This is a genomic window from Bradyrhizobium sp. SZCCHNRI3043 (assembly GCF_032377735.1).
GTDB lineage: Bacteria > Pseudomonadota > Alphaproteobacteria > Rhizobiales > Xanthobacteraceae > Bradyrhizobium.
Genome location: NZ_JAUHID010000001.1, coordinates 569,663 through 587,429, shown reverse-complemented (window position 1 = coordinate 587,429; position 17,767 = coordinate 569,663). Strand labels below are relative to the sequence as shown.

At 66.2% G+C, this 17,767-nt stretch carries 13 protein-coding genes; 6 read left to right on the top strand and 7 right to left on the bottom strand.

Annotated elements, in window-relative coordinates:
* Window positions 1-25: 25 nt before the first annotated feature.
* From QX124_RS02755 to QX124_RS02730, 6 genes are all read right to left on the bottom strand, one after another.
* On the bottom strand, window positions 26-1,039 hold the full coding sequence (locus QX124_RS02755; RefSeq protein WP_315796146.1) for a CobW family GTP-binding protein: 1,014 nt from the start codon (window positions 1,037-1,039) through the stop codon (window positions 26-28).
* The gene (locus QX124_RS02750; RefSeq protein ID WP_315796145.1) at window positions 1,036-2,658 is read right to left on the bottom strand and encodes an amidohydrolase family protein; all 1,623 of its coding nucleotides are present in this window, start codon (window positions 2,656-2,658) and stop codon (window positions 1,036-1,038) included. Before QX124_RS02750 ends, QX124_RS02755 begins: the two co-directional genes overlap by 4 nt.
* Before the next feature lie 217 nt (window positions 2,659-2,875).
* A complete protein-coding gene (locus QX124_RS02745) occupies window positions 2,876-3,706 on the bottom strand; it encodes an ABC transporter permease (protein WP_315778968.1) in 831 nt (276 codons plus the stop codon).
* An 81-nt stretch (window positions 3,707-3,787) separates the two neighbouring features.
* Entirely contained in the window at window positions 3,788-4,819 is a 1,032-nt protein-coding gene (locus QX124_RS02740; RefSeq protein ID WP_315736636.1) for a PotD/PotF family extracellular solute-binding protein, read from the bottom strand.
* Between the two features lie 31 nt (window positions 4,820-4,850).
* A complete protein-coding gene (locus tag QX124_RS02735) occupies window positions 4,851-5,915 on the bottom strand; it encodes an ABC transporter ATP-binding protein (RefSeq protein WP_315796142.1) in 1,065 nt (354 codons plus the stop codon).
* Window positions 5,915-6,739, bottom strand: a complete 825-nt coding sequence (locus QX124_RS02730; RefSeq protein WP_315736634.1) for an ABC transporter permease — start codon at window positions 6,737-6,739, stop codon at window positions 5,915-5,917. The genes QX124_RS02735 and QX124_RS02730 overlap by 1 nt, the downstream gene beginning before the upstream one ends.
* A gap of 460 nt (window positions 6,740-7,199) precedes the next feature.
* On the opposite strand from QX124_RS02730, the gene QX124_RS02725 reads away from it, so the two are divergent.
* The 6 genes from QX124_RS02725 to QX124_RS02700 all read left to right on the top strand — a co-directional run bounded on the left by QX124_RS02725 (window position 7,200) and on the right by QX124_RS02700 (window position 16,234).
* Window positions 7,200-8,090 carry an ABC transporter substrate-binding protein gene (locus QX124_RS02725; RefSeq protein WP_315754808.1) on the top strand — a complete coding sequence of 297 codons (891 nt, stop codon included), beginning with the start codon at window positions 7,200-7,202 and terminating at the stop codon, window positions 8,088-8,090.
* A gap of 311 nt (window positions 8,091-8,401) precedes the next feature.
* Window positions 8,402-10,027: an amino acid ABC transporter permease/ATP-binding protein gene (locus QX124_RS02720; RefSeq protein WP_315796141.1), complete on the top strand. Its 1,626-nt coding sequence runs from the start codon at window positions 8,402-8,404 to the stop codon at window positions 10,025-10,027.
* A 58-nt stretch (window positions 10,028-10,085) separates the two neighbouring features.
* Window positions 10,086-11,327 carry an acetamidase/formamidase family protein gene (locus tag QX124_RS02715; protein ID WP_315796139.1) on the top strand — a complete coding sequence of 414 codons (1,242 nt, stop codon included), beginning with the start codon at window positions 10,086-10,088 and terminating at the stop codon, window positions 11,325-11,327.
* Between the two features lie 284 nt (window positions 11,328-11,611).
* Entirely contained in the window at window positions 11,612-13,945 is a 2,334-nt protein-coding gene (locus QX124_RS02710; protein ID WP_315796138.1) for an acetamidase/formamidase family protein, read from the top strand.
* A gap of 171 nt (window positions 13,946-14,116) precedes the next feature.
* A complete protein-coding gene (locus QX124_RS02705) occupies window positions 14,117-14,500 on the top strand; it encodes a RidA family protein (protein WP_315796136.1) in 384 nt (127 codons plus the stop codon).
* A gap of 138 nt (window positions 14,501-14,638) precedes the next feature.
* Window positions 14,639-16,234, top strand: coding sequence for a gamma-glutamyltransferase (locus tag QX124_RS02700; RefSeq protein ID WP_315796134.1), 1,596 nt, complete (start codon window positions 14,639-14,641; stop codon window positions 16,232-16,234).
* A 317-nt stretch (window positions 16,235-16,551) separates the two neighbouring features.
* Here QX124_RS02700 and QX124_RS02695 read toward each other — a convergent pair whose 3' ends face one another.
* Window positions 16,552-17,754 carry an integrase core domain-containing protein gene (locus QX124_RS02695; RefSeq protein ID WP_315796132.1) on the bottom strand — a complete coding sequence of 401 codons (1,203 nt, stop codon included), beginning with the start codon at window positions 17,752-17,754 and terminating at the stop codon, window positions 16,552-16,554.
* Window positions 17,755-17,767 lie beyond the last annotated feature (13 nt).

Here is a 17,767-nt window from a genome sequence, read left to right as displayed (position 1 = left end):
GCAGAGATAATCCTACCTTCGCGGCCTACGTCACCCATTCGGCACGGATGCCGCCCGGCCCGGCCGCCGCGCTCTCGGGTTCGCGCCAGGAGAACGCGAACAGGCCCGACGGCTCGACCTGTTCGAGCTCATTGCGGACAATGTCGCGCGCGATCACGACGATGAAGGGCGCCGGCAGTTTTTCGGCCGTCAATTGCCGCGGCGGCGCGAACATCGTGCCGACGCTTTCGACCAGCAGCGGGCGCGGCGCCTCCTGGACCTTCACGAGACCCTTGATGCGCAGCAGCCGCTCGCCGAGCGCGCCGGCGACATTGTCGAGCCAACCGGCGAGATCGGCATAGGCGATCTCAGCGCGCGGGCGGACGAGGCAGAGCGCGAGGCGCGGATGCGCGGTTGCCAGATCGGGCGCGACCTCGCGTAGCGGCAACGCGGCTACGAGGGGTGCGAAGGCGGCCGAGACGATGGCTGCGCGATCAGCGCCGGCAACGACTTCCGCCACCGGGTTGAGCTGCGCGATCGCAACCGGCGCCTCAGTCAGCGCCTGCGGCGCAAGATCGGCCTTGGTCGCGACGATGCGATGCGCCGCCGCCCATTGCGCCGCAGCTTCCTCGAATGTCGCGACGGCGAGCCCTCGCGTCAGGTCGTAGGTTGCGACGACCGCGACGCGCATGCGGTGCTCGGCCAGCGTCGCGAGCTGGCGCAGCACCGGGCCGGGCATCGCCAGGCCCGACGTCTCCAGGATGATCCGGCACAGGGGCGGCAGGCCGGCGGGGCGGGGCGCCATGATCAGGCGGTCGATGGTGAAGGCGAGATCGCTGCCGACCTGGCAGCACACGCAGCCATTCGACAGCATCGCCATCGGGACGTCGTCGCCGCTCTCGCGCAGCAGCACGCCGTCGAGCCCGATTTCGCCGGCCTCGTTGACGATCACGGCGGTGTCCGAGCCGGTCTCCACGCTCAGCACGTCGCGCAGCAGCGAGGTCTTGCCCGAGCCGAGGAAGCCGGTCAGGACGAAGAAGTCGATTGCACCGGCGCTCATGGCGCCGCGGCGTCCTTGTCTTTATCCTTGGCGGCGTATTTCTCCGGCACGTCGCTCTCCCAGCTCGCCTTCACCAACTCGCGGACGTCGGCCAGCAATTCCTCGGTATCGTAGATGATGCCGTCCTTGATCGTGTATTTCAGGCCGCGATGCCACTCAACCGCGTTGGTGGCGTCGTTGAAGCGCATCGCGCCGGTGCCGTAGAGCAGCTTGAAATCGGTCAGCGGATTGTGGTCGTGCACAAGGATGTCGGCGCGCATGCCGATGTCGATGGTGCCGATCTCGTTCTCGAGGCCGCACAGCGCCGCGCCCTGCGAGGTCGCCGAGCGGATCACCTCGAGCGGATGGAAGCCGGCCTCCTGCAACAGCTCGAGCTCGCGGACATAGCCGAAACCGAAGATCTGGTAGATGAAGCCGGAATCCGAGCCGGTGCAGACCCGGCCGCCGCGGTTCTTGTATTCGTTGATGAAGGCCATCCAGAGCCGGTAGTTCTCCTTCCACTCGATCTCGTTCTGGGTCGACCAGCGATACCAGTAGGAGCCGTGGCCGCCGCGCTGCGGCGTGAAGTAGTCCCACATCGACTTCCAGGTGTACTCCTTGTGCCAATAGGCCTGGCGCGCGCGCATCAGATCGCGGTTGGCGTCGTAGATCGTAAACGTCGGCACGAAGGTGAAGCCGATCTCCAGGAACTGCTCCAGCACCTCGTTCCACTTGGCCGAGCCGGGCTCGGCGCCCTGCCTGAACATCTGGCCCGACACCGAGAAGCGGAAATATTCGTCGGTGTAGTTGTAGTCGAGCGGGAAGTTCTGGATCACGCGATCCTCGAACAGCGCCTCCGGCAGGCCGTAATAATGCTCTGCGCTGGTGAGGCCCCAGCGCGCCGTGGTCAGGGCGTTCATGCGCGACACCGCCATCTGGGCATGGTGACAGCCGGTGCGCAGGCCGAGCGTCTTGCACTCGTCGAGCGCGGCCTCCATGATTGCCGGCGGCGCGCCGAAGAACTTGATGCCGTCGGCGCCGCGCTCCTTCACCGCACGCAGCCAGCTCCGGCCCTGCTCCGGGGTGTAGATCGTCTTGACCATGTCGTTGACGGCCGGGAAATAGGCATAGGCGAGCAGCCGCGGCGAAGCGATGGTGTTGTCAGCCGCACGCTGCTTCTGGTCGAGCATCCACGACAGGCCGTTCATCGAGCCCATCTCGCGCACCGTGGTGACGCCGTGCGCAAGCCAGAGCTTGTAGACATAGTCGACCGGTGGCACCCAGCCATTGGCGGAGTGATAGGCGACGCCGGCATGGGCGTGGCAGTCGACGAAGCCCGGCGTCACCCATTTGCCGCGGCAGTCGATCTCGTGACCGGCGGGCTCGCCGGCGTTGCCGGCATAACCGTAGCCGACGACCTTCTTGATGCTGACGATGCGGCCATCCTCGACGATGATGTCGACCGGCCCGATCGGCGGCGCGCCGGTGCCGTCGATCACAATGGCGCTGCGCAGCGCCAGCCGCTTGAACGGCCCGATGCCGCGATCGCGCGACGTGGCCTTCGGCACGATCGGCGCCGCGCCCTTGTTCCGGATGAAGGAGAGCTCATCGCCCGGCAGCATCGTGGCTTGGTCGGTCATGAAGGCGTTTCCTCATTTTCGAAGCGTAGGGTGGGCAAAGCGTAGCGTGCCCACCGTCCGTCCTTCTCTTGCAAGATGGTGGGCACGGCGCTCCGCGCCTTTGCCCACCCTACGAATGGTTTTTCCGTCATTGCGAGCGCAGCGAAGCAATCCAGGGGCGACGAAGGAAGTCTGGATTGCTTCGTCGCTGCGCTCCTCGCAATGACGCCCAACGCCCTTATCCCGTCCTGTACCGCCGCGCGAACGCCACGCTGCCGAACACAGTGAAGGCCATGGTCACCGCGAGCAGCATGAAGGCGAGCGCAGCGCCCATCGGCCAGTTGTTGCCGCGCACGAACTGGTCGTACACGGCAGGCGCCATCATCTTGAATCGCGGGCCGCCGAGAAGCACCGCCGTTGCATAGGTGTTCATGCACAACACGAACACCAGGATCGAGCCGGCGGCCACGCCGGGGCCGGACAGCGGCAGGATCACCCGCCAGAACACCCGCGCGCCCGAGGCGCCGAGATTGGCGGCGGCATATTCCAGGTCGCGGGGAATGCTTTCGATGACCGCCGAGAGCGTCAGGATCATGTAGGGCAGCACCACGGCGATGATACCGATGATCACGGCCTTGGTCGTGTACATGATCTCGAGCGGCGCGGAGATCAGGCCAAGCTTCATCAGGCTCGTATTCACGAGCCCGTCGCGGGCGAACAGCGCCATCCAGCCGGCCGAGCGCACCACGTTGCCGACCAGCAGCGGAAACAGGGTCGCGATCACGACCAGGCTCTTCCAGCGACTCTCCATGCGGCCGAGCCAATACGCCGCCGGAAAGGCGAGAATCAGCGTGAGCAAGGTACACAGCAGCGCGATGCCCAGCGTGGCCAGGATGATCTGCTGGTAGTACGGATCGGTCGCCGCCTTGATGTAGTTGTCCGGCGACAGCGCCTGCACCATCAATTGGGTCGGGCTGAACTGGTTGAGCGATATCCGGAACATCAGGATCATCGGCCCGATCAGCAGCGCCAGGACCAGCAGACAGGCGGGGACGACCAACAGCGCCATCGCGCGAGCTCCGATTGCAGATGAGCGGCGCATCAGCCGCATGCTCCTGCGGCCTGCGCCGCAGGAGCGGGAGTTCAAGGCTTACGCCTTGAACTCCTTGTTCCAGAAGTCGAGCGTGCGCTGCGAGCGCCCTGCGGCATAGGCATAGTCCGGCTTCAGCAGGCGGGCGCGCTCAGCCTCGGTCAGGCTGACCTGCTTGGCGAGGTCCTCCGGCAGCACGGCGTCGGTGACGGTCGGGACGTAGCCCATCTTGTCGGCGAAGCCGCCTTGCGCCTTGGCGTCCAGCATCGCGTCGAGATAGGCGAAGCCGCCGGCCTTGTTCTTGGCGTTCTTCGGCACCGAGGCCTGAAACACGATCGCCGGGGTGCCCTCCTTCGGCACGACGTGGGCGAGCGGGATGCCGGACTTCTTCCACATGAAGCCGCGGGCGAGCCACATCGTGGTCAGCCACACCTCCTCCGACTTCAGCGCCGCCGCCAGCGCCTCGTTGGACGGATAGATCTTCACGTCGAGCGAGCGCCATTCCATCAGCTTCTTCTCGGCCGGATCGAGATTGCTGACGCCGCCACCGCCGGCGAGCGCCGCCGCCAGCGTGTTGTTGGGATAGAGGATGTCGGCGAGACCGATGCGGCCGCGCCATTTCGGATCCCACAGATCCGCGAAGGATTGCGGCGGCGTCTTCACCTGGTTGGTGTTGTAGAGGATCACCTGCGCCGAATAGATGTGCGGGATCGCGATCTCGCTCCGGAGCTCCGGGAACACCTTGTCCAGCCGCTTCACCTGCGCCGCATCGACCTTCTCGAACACATCCGATTGCGACACGATGTAGGCGTCGTTGTCGGACAGGCAGGCGACGTCCATCGAGCCGCGCCGGCTCTGCCGCTCGGCCAGCAGCTTGGTCTTGCGCGGATCGGCATTGGCGACGTCCTGCACGATCTCAAAACCCCTGGGCGTCATGATCGGCTTGTCGATGATATCGGAGAGCAACTGGCCGTAGTCGCCGCCCCAGGTGCCGACCACGACCTGTCCGCCCTCGGCGCGCGCAGAGGGCATGCCGGACGCCAGCGCGGCGACGCCGGCACTGGCAGAGAGAAAGTGACGTCGCGAAATCATAGGAGAACCTCTTGCTGTGAATGGATGGTGTTTACGAAGCAGTCTGCGGCACGAGACGCGGGACCTTGCGGTCCCATTCCAGGGACACTGGATCGTTCGGTTTGAGTGTTGCCAGCGGCTCGCTCGCGTCGGGCGTCGGCCTGACGGCCACCAGCGTCTCGTCGCCGATCGCCACCACATATTCGCTCTGCGCGCCCATATAGGTGATCGCCAGCACGCGGCCGCGCACCTCGCCGGACTCACCGGCCACCACTGCAATGCGTTCAGGCCGCAGCGCGAAAGCATCGGCATCGCCCCGCTCGCCGCTGGCGACATCGACCGGTAGCAGCAGGCCGCCGTTGGTGCGGAACTGGCTCTCGTTCGCCCGCCGGCCCGCCACGATGTTGCAACGGCCGACGAAGTCGGCGACGAACGCATCCTTCGGCGAGTCGTACAGCTCCTGCGGCGTGCCGATCTGGCGGACACGGCCGCCCTCCATCACCACGAGGCGGTCGGCCATGGTCAGCGCCTCCTCGCGGTCATGCGTCACCATCAGAGTGGTCAGGCCGAGCCGCTGCTGCAGCGCGCGGATCTCGAGCCGCACCTCGGCGCGCAGCTTGGCGTCGAGATTCGACAAGGGCTCGTCGAGCAGGAAGATGCGCGGATTGATCACCAGCGCGCGCGCCAGCGCGACGCGCTGCTGCTGCCCGCCGGACAATTGCCGCGGCAGCCGGTCGGCGAGATGCGACAGCCGTACCAGCTTGAGCGCGTCGGCGACCTTGATCTTTCGCTCGACCGCGTTGAGGCCGCGCATCTCCAGGCCGAAGCCGACATTGTCGGCCGCGCTCATGTGCGGAAACAGCGCATAGGACTGGAACACCATGCCGGTGGCACGCTTGTAGGCCGGCAGATGCGTGACGTCCTCGCGGTCGAACAGCACGCGGCCGCTCGTGGGCGGCAGGAAGCCCGCGACCATGCGCAAGGTCGTCGTCTTGCCGCAACCGGAGGGCCCGAGCAGCGCGACCAGCTCGCCTTCGTTGACCGAGAGATCCAATCCTTCCACGCCGATGGAGGTGCCGAAGCGCTTGGTCAGCTTCTCGAGCGTGAGCTGCGCCATCACACCACCCGCGACAATTTGACGAAGCGATCGGTCACCACCATCAGCAGTCCGACCAGCGCGATCTGCACGGTGGCGACGGCGGCGAGCGTCGGATCGATGCGGAATTCGAGATAGTTCAGCATGGCAACAGGCAGCGTAATGCGGCCGGGACCGACCAGCAGCATCGACAGATCGAGATTCTCGAAACTCTGGATGAAGGAGAACATCGCCGCCGCAACGATCCCTGAGCGCATCATCGGCAGGGTGATGCGGCGGAACACCGTGAACGGGCTCGCACCAAGATTGGCGGCCGCCTCCTCGGCGGCGCGGTCGAGCCCCTGCAGGCTGGCGACGACGAGCCGCACCGTCCAGGGAATCGCGAGCAGCGTATGCGCGGCCACGAGCCCTTCCGTCGTCGCCTTGATGTCGCGGTCGAGCAGATCCTCGGCGAGCACGTAGAACATGTAGAGGCCGGAGCCGGCGACCACGCCGGGCACCGCCAGCGGCGCCAATAGGAACGAGCTCAGCGCCTGCCGGCCGCGGAACTCGCCGCGCACGATGGCCAGCGCCGCGGCGGTGCCGAGCGGCACGCCGATCGCCGTCGCGAGCAGCGCGACCTGGAAGCTCGTCACGAGACCGCGCAGGAATTCCGGCTTGCTCAGCGCGTTGGCGTACCACTTCAGCGACAGGCCAGGCGGCGGGAAGCTCACGATCTCCTGCGCGAAGAAGCTGGTCACCACGATCATGATCACGGGCGCGAAGATGATTGCGTAGGCGACGACGATCAGTGTCCGCACTGCGAATTGGCCGAGTGATGGTTGTCCCGTAAAACGGAACAGCATTGCAGACACCTCAACAAACAGATCAGCAACTTGTGCGGCGGCATCGTAGTCGGCAGCTCCGCTGCCGCCAAGCCTGCGACACGAGTTATCGCAATGCACATACGCATGGGCGGAGCGACGCAGCGACGCCACGATCCTGACGCGTGACGTGGCGCCATCTCCATCTTGGCGCTAGCGCCATGCGCACCTGCCCCGTCGCCGGCGTGACCGATTTTCGACTTTCGGAATCTTCGAGGACCGCACAGGCGGTCTTGACGCGTGCGCGCCGGTCCGTCGCGGCGGCGCAGATTTGAGCAATGCGTGCTCAATTCTTGCACCGGCACGATCCAATATTTTGTGCGCCTACGGACAAGTCATCCGCGCAGGCTCGCACCTAAGCTTGCCGTCGAGCTTGGACCGGGGCGACGGCACCAATGCACCGCCGGACCAGCGCGACACATCGTTCGAAGGAGCTGGCAACATGCAGACGAGGCTATTCACTGGAGCGCGGCGCGCGTGGCTTGCCGCGCTCTGCGCCATCATTGCGACGGGACTTCTCGCGCCGATCGACGCACAGGCGGCGACGCCCGCAGGGTGCGCGGCGCTCAAGGAGAAATATCCAGACTGGAAGGGTAAGACGCTCGTCAACGCCATCAATCCGCATACACCGGGCTACGAATCGATCGACCCGAAGGATCCGAGCAAATATGTCGGCTTCGACATCGACCTCGGCGAAGCCATCGGCGACTGCCTCGGCTTCAAGCTGACCTACAAGCCGGTGACGTTCGCCGCGCTGCTGACGACGCTGGCGAGCGGCCAGGCCGACATCGTCATCTCCGACATCTATGCCACCAAGGAGCGCGCCAAGGCCGCCGACTTCATCACCTACTCCAAGGTGTTCGACGGCGTGCTGGTCGCGAAGGGCAATCCGAAGGGCATCAACGGGATCAACATGACGATGTGCGGCGCGGCGGCGGCCGAGAACACCGGCTATGTCGAGGTGCCGCTGATCCAGGACCTCGCGCCGAAGTGCAAGGCCGAAGGCAAGCCGGAGCCGACGCTGCAGCTCTACGACAACAACGCCAATTGCATCCAGGCCATCCTCGCCGGTCGCGCCGACACCTATGTCAACGACGTCAACACGGTGGACCAGGCGGTGAAGGCTTATCCGGACAAGCTGGAGAAGGCGATCGCGGTGACCATCCCCTATTCGGTCGGCATCGCCGTGCCGAAGGACAAGCCGAAATTCCGCGACGCCGTGCTCGCCGCCCTGATCGAGGTGCAGAAGGAAGGCATCCATCAGGAGCTGCTGAAGAAGTGGCAGCTCGATCCCGCGAACTTCAAGGAGCCAGATATTTTGACGGCGGACTAGGACTAAGAGCACCGCGGCCGCGCTAGAATCACAGCTGCAGCCACAAAGACGGTCCACTCCCCTCCCCCTTGCGGGGAGGGGTTGGGGGTGGGGGTCCACAAGCGAGAATCTTTGCTGGGCACCCCCACCCCCAACCCTTCCCCACAAGGGGGGAGGGAGCGCACCAGTTCCCTCGGTGACACACGCGTGAGCCAACTTCGTAGGGTGGGCAAAGCGCAGCGTGCCCACCAACGCTGTTCCGAAACACCACGGTGGGCACGGCGCTTCGCGCCTTTGCCCGCCCTACGGCACTCATCAGGCTGCAATCACCGATGTCCCTCTTCCTGCACTATCTCAGCATGCCGTATCTGCTCATGGGCATCGAGCTCACGCTGCAGGTCACCGCGCTCGGCCTGATCGGCGGACTGGTCCTCGGCCTCATCCTCGCCGGCATGCAGCTCAGCCGGTTCTGGCTGCTGGCCGCGATTGCGCGCGGCTATACCGTGATCTTCCGCGGCACGCCACTGATCCTGCAGATGGTGTTCGCCTACGACGCGCTGCCGCATATCGGCATCAAGCTGCCGGCGGTGCTGGCGGCGGGCCTCGCGCTCGCCTGCAACGAGGCGCCGTTCATCGCCGAGATGCTGCGCTCCGGCGTGCTCGGCGTCGATCGCGGCCAGCTCCTGGCGGGCCAGGCGCTCGGCATGACGCCATCAGTGCTGATGCGCCGGATCATCGCGCCGCAGGCGATCCGCACGATGATCCCGGCCTTCGGCAACGAGGCGGTGAGCGCGCTGAAGAACTCCTCGCTCGCCTCCGTCATCGCCGTGCAGGAATTGACCTTGCGCTCGACGCAGCTCGCCTCCTCCACCTTCGACTTCTTCTCGATCTTCTTCGCCTCGGGTCTCATCTATCTCCTGCTGACCGGCGCGATCAGCGTCATCCAGCTCGCGCTGGAATGGCTGCTCGATCTCGACCGCACGGCCAAACAACGCAAGCTGGCGGACTACCTGCCATGGCGCCGCGTCGATCCGGCGGCAAAGCTGGACCTTGCGAAGACCGCACCTACCGTCGAGGCGGCTCCGCCGGAGCCCGCCGAACTGAAAGAAACGCCGCCCCTCGCCCTGTCGATCGAGGATCGCGCCAGGCGCGCCGCGACCATCGCCCGCAACAACGTCGCGGTCGAGGTCAAGGAGCTGCGCAAGGCCTATGACGGCAACAGAGTGCTGGACGGGCTCGATCTCACGGTGCGCATCGGCGAGGTGATCGCGCTGCTCGGCCCCTCCGGCTCCGGCAAGAGCACCTTGCTCCGCTGCATCAATCATCTGGAGAACTGGGATGCAGGCGAGATTCGCGTCGGCGGCCGCAAGCTTGGCTTCGACGAGCAGGGGCGCAGGCTGACGCCGCGCGCGGTCGCCAACGAGCGCGCCAATGTCGGCGTCGGCATGGTGTTCCAGCAGTTCAACCTGTTTGGGCATCTCACGGCGAAGGAGAACGTCGCAGGTCCCCTGCGCTGGGTGCACGGCCTCGGCCGGTTCGAGGCCGACCGCCGCGCGGCCGAGTTGCTCGACCGCGTCGGCCTGTCGCATCGCGCCGATGCGCTGCCGCGGCATCTCTCCGGCGGCCAGCAGCAGCGCGTCGCCATCGCCCGCGCGCTGGCGCCGAACCCGAGCGTGCTGCTGTTGGACGAGCCGACCTCCGCGCTCGATCCCGAGTTGGTCAACGAGGTGCTGGAGGTGATCAGCCGCCTCGCCGTCGACGACGGTCTGACCATGATCATCTCGACGCATCAGGTCCGCTTCGCCGACGAGGTCGCCGACCGGGTCGCCTTCCTCAATGGTGGCGTCATCCTCGAAGACGGACCGGCCCATGAGGTGCTGACCAACCCGCGCCACCCGCTGACCGCGCGCTTCCTCTCGGTGATGGAGGCAGAGCGGCCGAAGGATGCGGTCGCATGAGTTCATCCTTCACGTCAACATCAACGATCTCGCGTCCGATCTTTCATGAGGCCCTTGCATGAAGCACCATCTGCTGCCGGTGTCCCCCAAGACCATCCATTGGGGGTATTTTTCCAAGGTGGTGACACCGGCTCTCACCTTGCGCTCCGGCGACCGCGCCACGATCGAGACGCTGACGCATCACGCCAATGACGACTATGAGCGCATGATCAAGGACGATCCCGGCGCCGAGAGCGTGTTCAAGTGGACCAGAGAGCACAAGGCGGTGGCGCGGCGCGGCTCGGGGCCGACCGAAGGGCCGTTCATCCGCGGCTCCGGCGAGGGCGTCGGCGTGCATCTGCTGACCGGCCCGGTTGCGATCGAGGGGGCCGAGCCAGGCGACGTTCTGGAGGTGCGCATCCTCGACATCAAGCCGCGGCCGAGCCGGTGCGGCTGCCATGCCGGCAAGTGCTTCGGCTCCAACGCCGCCGCCAATTGGGGCTTCCACTATCACGACCTGATCGAGGAACCGAAGCCGCGCGAGGTCATCACCATCTTCGAGCTCGACACATCGGGCGAGCCGTTCGCCAAGGCGGTCTACAACTACGTCTGGACGCCGCAGACCGATCCCGACGGCATCGTGCATCCGACCATCGACTATCCCGGCGTGCCGGTCGACCACAGCACGATCAGGAAGCGCGAGAACATTTTGCCGAACATCAAGGTGCCGGCGCGGCTGCATTTCGGCACCATGGGGCTGGCGCCGTCGGAGGCCGACTACGTCTCCTCGATTCCGCCGAGCTACACCGGCGGTAACATCGACGACTGGCGCATCGGCAAGGGCGCGCGGATGTATTATCCGGTCGCCGTGCCCGGCGCGTATTTCTCGGTCGGCGATCCCCATGCCGCGCAAGGCGATAGCGAGCTCGGCGGCACCGCGATCGAGACCTCGCTGACCGGCGACTTCGAGTTCATCCTCCACAAGAAGAGCGACCTTGGCGGCACCCAGCTCGAAGGCCTCACGCATCCGCTGCTGGAGACCGACCAGGCGTGGTCGGTGTACGGCTTCACCTATCCGAACTATCTCGCCGAGCTCGGCGCCAACGCGCAGACCGAGATCGCCAGCCACTCCAGCCTCGACCGCGCGATGCGCGACGCCTTCCGCAAGCTCCGCCGCTTCTTGATGACGGTGCATCATCTCAGCGAGGACGAGGCGATCTCGCTGATGTCGGTCGGTGCCGACTTTGGCGTTACCCAGGTGGTGGATGCCAATTGGGGCGTCCACGGCACGATCCGGAAGAACGTGTTCCGGTGTGATTGATTCGACGTTGGTCATAAAAGCCGTCGCGCAGTGCGCACCCTCCCCCCTTGCGGGGGAAGGTTGGGGTGGGGGGTGCCCCGGGCGACACTGCCGATGTGGACCCCCACCCCCAACCCCTCCCCGCAAGGGGGAGGGGAGCGCACTCAGCGCGCGGCGACAGCGTTGGCTTCAATGAAACCGGGACGAAAGCACTGGCCAGCGCCGACATGCCGCTACAGAGACGACAGACCATGAAACTCATCTGGCACGGGGGTTGCTTCGAATTCCCGGACCCGGGTCGTGCCATGAGTTTTCGTCCGTTCACCAGTGAATCCTACGCGCGGGACGAGCGTCCTGAGGCGTGGCGTGATGTCCTGAACGCGGTCGGGTTGCAGCCGGCTGCCAAGGCGCCGTTCTATGACGGCCATGCGACCGCCTCGCATCGCAGCGCGCCGGGCATCGCGCTGTCGCGGCTGGCGGCGGGCTCGCAGGTCATCACCGCGGTTCCGCAAACCCATGAGGACCTGCCGATTGCGTTGCTCGCGATCGACGACGGCGCCGTGCTCCGCAGCGGCGACAGCCATCGCATCGTCCCCGCGGGACATCTGATGCTATTGCCGCGCATCGGCGACTGGAACATCGCGTTCCAGCGCGATCTGCGCGCCATCGGGCTATCGGTGACATCAGACGCCCTGCATGGCCGCATCAGCGGCAAGCTGAAATTGGCCGCCCCACAGGTGATCGCGCCAAGCGGCCTTGCCGACGTAATCTGCCGCACCATCGAGGCCACCGCGCGGGCGCTCGAAACGCTCAGCGACGCCGAATGGAGCACGGTCGCGCAGAGCCTGGTCGATCTGCTGCTGACGCTCGCGCATCAGCAGGCGGTGCCAGCAACGGAGGCCGGCAGCAGCGCGACGCAGGCCGCGATCTTGCACCGGATCTGCCAGACCATCGAGCGGCGGCTCGACGATGCCGAGCTGACGCCGGCGCGGGTGGCGCAGGCCGAAGGCATCTCAGAGCGCTATCTGCAAAGACTATTCGAAGGTGCCGGCGACAATTTCAGTCACTACGTGAGGGAACGGCGGCTGCAGAGGGCCTGGACCGACCTGTCCAATCCAGCCGAAGCCAACCACTCGATCTCCGAGATCGCCTATCGCTACGGCTTCGCCGATTCGGCGCATTTCAGCCGCAGCTTCCGCACCCGCTTCGGCCTGTCGCCGCGCGAGTTCCGGCAGCAGAAGGCCGAGCAGGCGATCACGTCGGCGACCCCGCGCGGTCAGCGCGGCTGGCCGCAGGATGCGCTGGCACAGCAGCGCGTCTGCGAGAGGCCGGCGGCGGCCAGGAGCGATATCGCCCTGCCCGCGCCGGCCAACGACCAGGACGCGCGGCGGCATCACCATCATCTGGCGGTGTCGGCCGAGCGCGTGCATTGGGGCTATTTCAGCCGCTCGCTGCCGCCGCAGATCGAAATCGCATCCGGCGACACGATCACGGTGGAGACGCTGACCCAGCATGCCTCCGATGATCCGGAGCTGATGATCTCAGGCGATGCCGCTGCGCTCAGCGTGTTCGGCTGGACCAAGGCGAAGAAGAACGTCGACCGCCGTGGCGCCGGCCCGATGGACGCCAGCGTGTTCGGCCGCGGCGCCGGCGAAGGCTTTGGCGTCCACATCTGCACCGGCCCGGTCGCGATCAAGGACGCGCAGCCCGGCGATGTACTCGAAGTACGGATCCTCGACATCGTGCCGCGGCGAAGCCGCAGCCGCGGGTATGAAGGCCGCGTGTTCGGCTCCAGCGTGGCGGCATGGTGGGGCTATCACTACAATGAGCTGATCGCTCCGCCCGCGCCGCGCGAAGCCGTCACGATCTACGAGATCTTTGCCGACGATTCCGAGCCGCATGCGCGCGCGCTCTATTCCTATCGTTGGGAGCCGCAGACCGATCCGGCCGGCGTGGTGCACGCGACCTACGACTATCCCGGCGTGCCGGTGGCGCCCGGCAGCATCAAGCGCCGCCACGGCGTGCTCGACAACATCCGCATTCCGCTGCGGCCGCATTTCGGCGTGATCGCGGTGGCGCCACGCGAGGCCGACTTCGTCGATTCGATTCCGCCGTCCTATTTCGGCGGCAATCTCGACAATTGGCGGCTCGGCAAGGGCGCGACCGTGTATCTCCCCGTCTCCGTTCCCGGCGCGCTGCTGTCGGTCGGCGATCCCCACGCTACCCAGGGCGACGGCGAGCTCGGCGGCACCGCGATCGAATGCTCGATGACCGGCACCTTCCAGGTCATCCTCCACAAGAAGTCGCAGCTCGCCGGACAACCTTTTGCCGATCTCACCTACCCCCTGATCGAAACCGAGACCGACTGGGTGCTGACCGGCTTCAGCCACCCGAACTATCTCGCCGAGTTCGGCGCGCAGGGCCAGAGCGAGGTCTACGCGACCTCCTCGCTCGACCTCGCGATGAAGGATGCCTTCCGCAAGATGCGCCGCTTCCTGATGCACATCAAAGGCCTGAGAGAGGACGAGGCGGTCGCGCTGATGTCGGCGGCGGTGGATTTCGGCATCACCCAGGTCGTCGACGGCAATTGGGGCGTGCACGCGATCCTCAGCAAGCGGCTGTTCGAGGATGCGGGCTGAGTTCATGCTAAGTCGTAGGGTGGGCAAAGGCGCGCCCGCGAACCTGCGACATCGATCATGATGTACGTCGCGCCGTGCCCACCGCGGCGCATCCGCTGATGATAATGGGCACGCGTCGCCTGCGGCGCCGTTTTGCCCACCCTACACATTCACTCGCAGAGGAATCCGACCATGCAGTTCCACATGATCTCCGGCGCGACGAAACCCGTGGCGCCGTTCAGTCACGCGGTCGAGACCGACGGCTTCGTGTTCGTCACCGGTCAGATGCCGGATTCACCGGAGGCACCGGGCGTGCTGCCCGACGGCATCGTGGATCAGACGAAGGCGGTGATGCAGAACTTGAAGTACATCCTCCAAGGTCTCAACCTTGGTCTCGAACATATTGTGATGTCTCGGATTTACCTGACCGAGTTCAAGCGCGATTACACGGCAATGAATGAAACCTACCGTTCATTCTTCCCGCCGGACCGGCTGCCGGCCCGCACCTGCATCGGCGTCACCGGTCTCGCCTATGACGCGCTGATCGAGATCGATCTGGTCTGCCGAAGACCATAATACCCATTGGTAAACATCTCCTCAACGCAGGCAACCGTCATTCGATCCGGGCTGGGGAGCGTCCCGCTGTTGCCGATTGTGTGCCGAGGCTTGGCGGTGTCAATTCGCCGGACAATCAGGCGGGATCGGGGGAGTGCCATGCCGTACCAGTTTTCCAATCGTCAGCAGATCCGCAAGCCGGCGGTGACCAGCAAGGGAGGCATCGTCGCGGCACAGTCACGGCGCGCCGCCGAGGTCGGTGCCGAGGTGCTGGCCGCGGGCGGCGACTGCGTCGATGCCGTGGTGGCGACCGGCTTTGCGCTCGGCGTGCTCGAGCCGTGGATGAGCGGCCTCGGCGGCGGCGGCGCCATGCTGCTGTACCGCGCCAGGGACAACCACGTCGAGGTGATCGACTACGGCATGCGCGCCCCTGACAGCCTTGACGTCGCGGACTATCCGCTGGCCAACGACGGCAGCGTCGCAGCCGACATCTTCCCCTGGCCCCGCGTCAAGGACGACCGCAATCTGCACGGCCCCGGCGCGATCGCAGTGCCCGGCGTCGTCGCGGGCATGGAGGCGGCGCATCGCCGCTACGCGCGGCTGCCGTGGCAGGATCTCGTCACGCCGAGCGTGAAGCTCGCCGCCGAGGGCCTGCTGGTGGACTGGTGGACCACCGTGATGATCTCGAGCTGCGCCGCCGACCTGCGCCGCTATCCCGGCAGCGCCGCGGCCTATCTGAAGGATGGTTTGCCGCCGAATCCGCAATGGGGCGCCAAGGCGGTGACGCGGCTGCCGCAGGAGCAGTTGAAGGCGACGCTGGCACATCTTGCCAGCGCCGGCGCGCGCGACTTCTACCGGGGCGACATTGCGCGCTCGCTCAGCCGCGACATCCAGGCCGCCGGTGGCGCGCTTTCGGTGGATGACCTCGCCGCGTTCGAGGCACATCACCGCGAGCCGCTGCGCATTCCCTATCGCGGCGGCACGGTGTTCGCGACGCCGGAGCTGACGGCCGGCCCGACGCTCGCACACGCCTTGCGGCTGATGCAGGCGAGCGTGAAGGCATCAGGAAAGACACCTGATGCGAGCGCCTTCATCGCCTATGCCGAAGCGATGCAGTCGGCCTATCGCGAACGGCTCAACGACATGGGCGATGCGCCCGGCAAGCGCGCGCTCGGCGCCGAATATCTGGCACCGGCCTGCACCACGCACTACTCGGTGGTGGACCACGACGGCAACATGGCCGCGGTGACGCAGACCCTGCTGTCCGGCTTCGGCTCGAAATTCCAAGCGCCGCAGAGCGGCATCATGATGAACAACGGCATCATGTGGTTCGACCCGACGCCCGGCACGACGAACTCGCTGGCGCCGGGCAAGCGCTGCCTCACCAACTACACGCCGGTGGTGGCGCAGGCCGCCGACGGCCGCCGCCTCGCGCTGGGCGCCTCCGGCGGCCGGCGCATCCTGCCCGCCGTGGCGCAGATGCTCTCCTTCGTAATGGACTTCGGCATGGATCTCGACACGGCGATCCACCAGCCTCGCATCGACGCCAGCGAGGGTGACGTGGTCGGCGCGGATACGCGCCTGCCGGAGGAGGTGATGGACGCCCTCACGGCGAAGTTCGAAACCGTCCCAGCGTCCGTGCAGACCATGCCGATGAAGTTCGCCTGCCCCAGCGTCGTGATGCGCGAGGGCGACGTGAACAGCGGCGCCACGGAGATCTTCCATGCGTGGGGAGATGCGGTGGCGGAGAGCTGACGCGATCGTCGCCGGATTCGAGATATCGCCACGATGACGATGAGCTCCCCTCCCCCTTGCGGGGAGGGGTCGGGGGTGGGGGTCCACGAGTCACGCTCGATGTGAGGAGCGCTGAAGCTCCGCGGCTCCGCGGAGACCATCACCATCGTTGACGCAGGACGCGCTTCCGGCACGTCGCAAGCGGATATCCTGATCCGCGCTTCAAATGGACTCGCATCCTGGGAAATATCGACAGCGCACGTAGTCAAGTTCAGCGCCCTGACCGACCGGGTTGATCCCTGACATTTTGGACCGGGCTGATCCCTGACACTATTCGATCACTGCTGTGTTGTCTCCGCCGTTTCCTGCGCGACGCGGAGCCGCGCACGCGGCGGAGCAAAGCGCAGGAAACGGCGGTCGCGGTCGATCAGCCCGAGGTCTCGGCCCCAGAAGCGGACGATGTGGCCGCCGGTATCGTGCTTGGCGAGGCCGATGAGTTCGCCGGCGAGCGCTTCGCCAACGAAGACGTGCTCGCCTTGCCATTTGATGTCCCCGGTGGGACGCACGCGGCGGACCTCGTGATCGGCGTCGTACCAGGGATCATCGAGACGGTCTGGCATGAAGCGCACCGGCCTGCGCCAGAGCTTGACGGGGGCCACCTGGTCGAGCGCCTCGTGCGGCCGCTCCTCGTTGAAGTGGCGGCGAAAGGCGTCGAAGCGTCGCTGCTGCTCGGCGGCCGTGTCTGCCGGTGGCTTCGACGTCTCGGCCTTCAGCGTGCGGTGCATGCGCTCGTGCCGGCCGTTGTCCTGCGGGCTCGCTGGTGGGATGTAGCGTGGCTCGATGCCGAGCTTGAGCCACCACACCGAGAGCGCCGAAAGGCCGCCAGCTCCCGTCGATCCGAACGGTACTCCATTGTCGGAGCGGATCGCGTCGGGAAGGCCGATATCCTTGAAAACGCGCTCCAGAGCGCCCTTCACGCCAGCCCAGGTCGGATCGACAATGCGCACCTCGATGAGATAGCGGCTCGCCGCATCGGTGATGGTGAGCGGATCGCAGCGCGTGCCATCGCCAGTGCGGAACCAGCCTTTGAAGTCGATCGCCCACTCGTCATTGGGGCCCTCCGCCGGCGTGATCAGCTCGCCTTGCGCGATCGCCCGACGTCGGCGTGGCCGCGCTTCGACCAGGCCTTCACGCTTCAGGAGGTCGCCGATCGTCGAGGCCGCCGGCCAGTCGACCTCCGTTCGCTCGCGCGCGAGCCAGGCCTTGATCTTCTTGGGGCCAAAATGCGGAAACCGTCGTCGTGTTGCGATGATGCGCCGTGCCAGCCGGTCCGCTGTGGCGTGCGGGCAGTTCTGCACGGCGTGGCTCTTCTCCTCGAACCACTGCGGATCCCCGCTCGCGCGGCGGCGCTCCCAAACGTAGAACGTCTCCCGGCTGATGCCGTGCCGCGCGCACAGCTCCGTCACCGAAAAAGCTCCCGTGTCGTACTCCCGAAACAACCCGATACGCTGCTCCACAGGACTGCTCTCCCTGAAAGGCATCGACCGATCCTCC

Excerpts from the sequence above, each read along its gene's own strand:
- QX124_RS02725 (WP_315754808.1), top strand. The coding sequence starts at position 7,200 with ATGCAGACGAGGCTATTCACTGGAGCGCGGCGCGCGTGGCTTGCCGCG.
- QX124_RS02745 (WP_315778968.1), bottom strand. The coding sequence starts at position 3,706 with ATGGCGCTGTTGGTCGTCCCCGCCTGTCTGCTGGTCCTGGCGCTGCTG.
- QX124_RS02705 (WP_315796136.1), top strand. The coding sequence starts at position 14,117 with ATGCAGTTCCACATGATCTCCGGCGCGACGAAACCCGTGGCGCCGTTC.
- QX124_RS02740 (WP_315736636.1), bottom strand. The coding sequence starts at position 4,819 with ATGATTTCGCGACGTCACTTTCTCTCTGCCAGTGCCGGCGTCGCCGCG.
- QX124_RS02730 (WP_315736634.1), bottom strand. The coding sequence starts at position 6,739 with ATGCTGTTCCGTTTTACGGGACAACCATCACTCGGCCAATTCGCAGTG.
- QX124_RS02710 (WP_315796138.1), top strand. The coding sequence starts at position 11,612 with ATGAGTTTTCGTCCGTTCACCAGTGAATCCTACGCGCGGGACGAGCGT.
- QX124_RS02700 (WP_315796134.1), top strand. The coding sequence starts at position 14,639 with ATGCCGTACCAGTTTTCCAATCGTCAGCAGATCCGCAAGCCGGCGGTG.
- QX124_RS02750 (WP_315796145.1), bottom strand. The coding sequence starts at position 2,658 with ATGACCGACCAAGCCACGATGCTGCCGGGCGATGAGCTCTCCTTCATC.
- QX124_RS02695 (WP_315796132.1), bottom strand. The coding sequence starts at position 17,754 with ATGCCTTTCAGGGAGAGCAGTCCTGTGGAGCAGCGTATCGGGTTGTTT.
- QX124_RS02720 (WP_315796141.1), top strand. The coding sequence starts at position 8,402 with ATGTCCCTCTTCCTGCACTATCTCAGCATGCCGTATCTGCTCATGGGC.
- QX124_RS02715 (WP_315796139.1), top strand. The coding sequence starts at position 10,086 with ATGAAGCACCATCTGCTGCCGGTGTCCCCCAAGACCATCCATTGGGGG.
- QX124_RS02735 (WP_315796142.1), bottom strand. The coding sequence starts at position 5,915 with ATGGCGCAGCTCACGCTCGAGAAGCTGACCAAGCGCTTCGGCACCTCC.
- QX124_RS02755 (WP_315796146.1), bottom strand. The coding sequence starts at position 1,039 with ATGAGCGCCGGTGCAATCGACTTCTTCGTCCTGACCGGCTTCCTCGGC.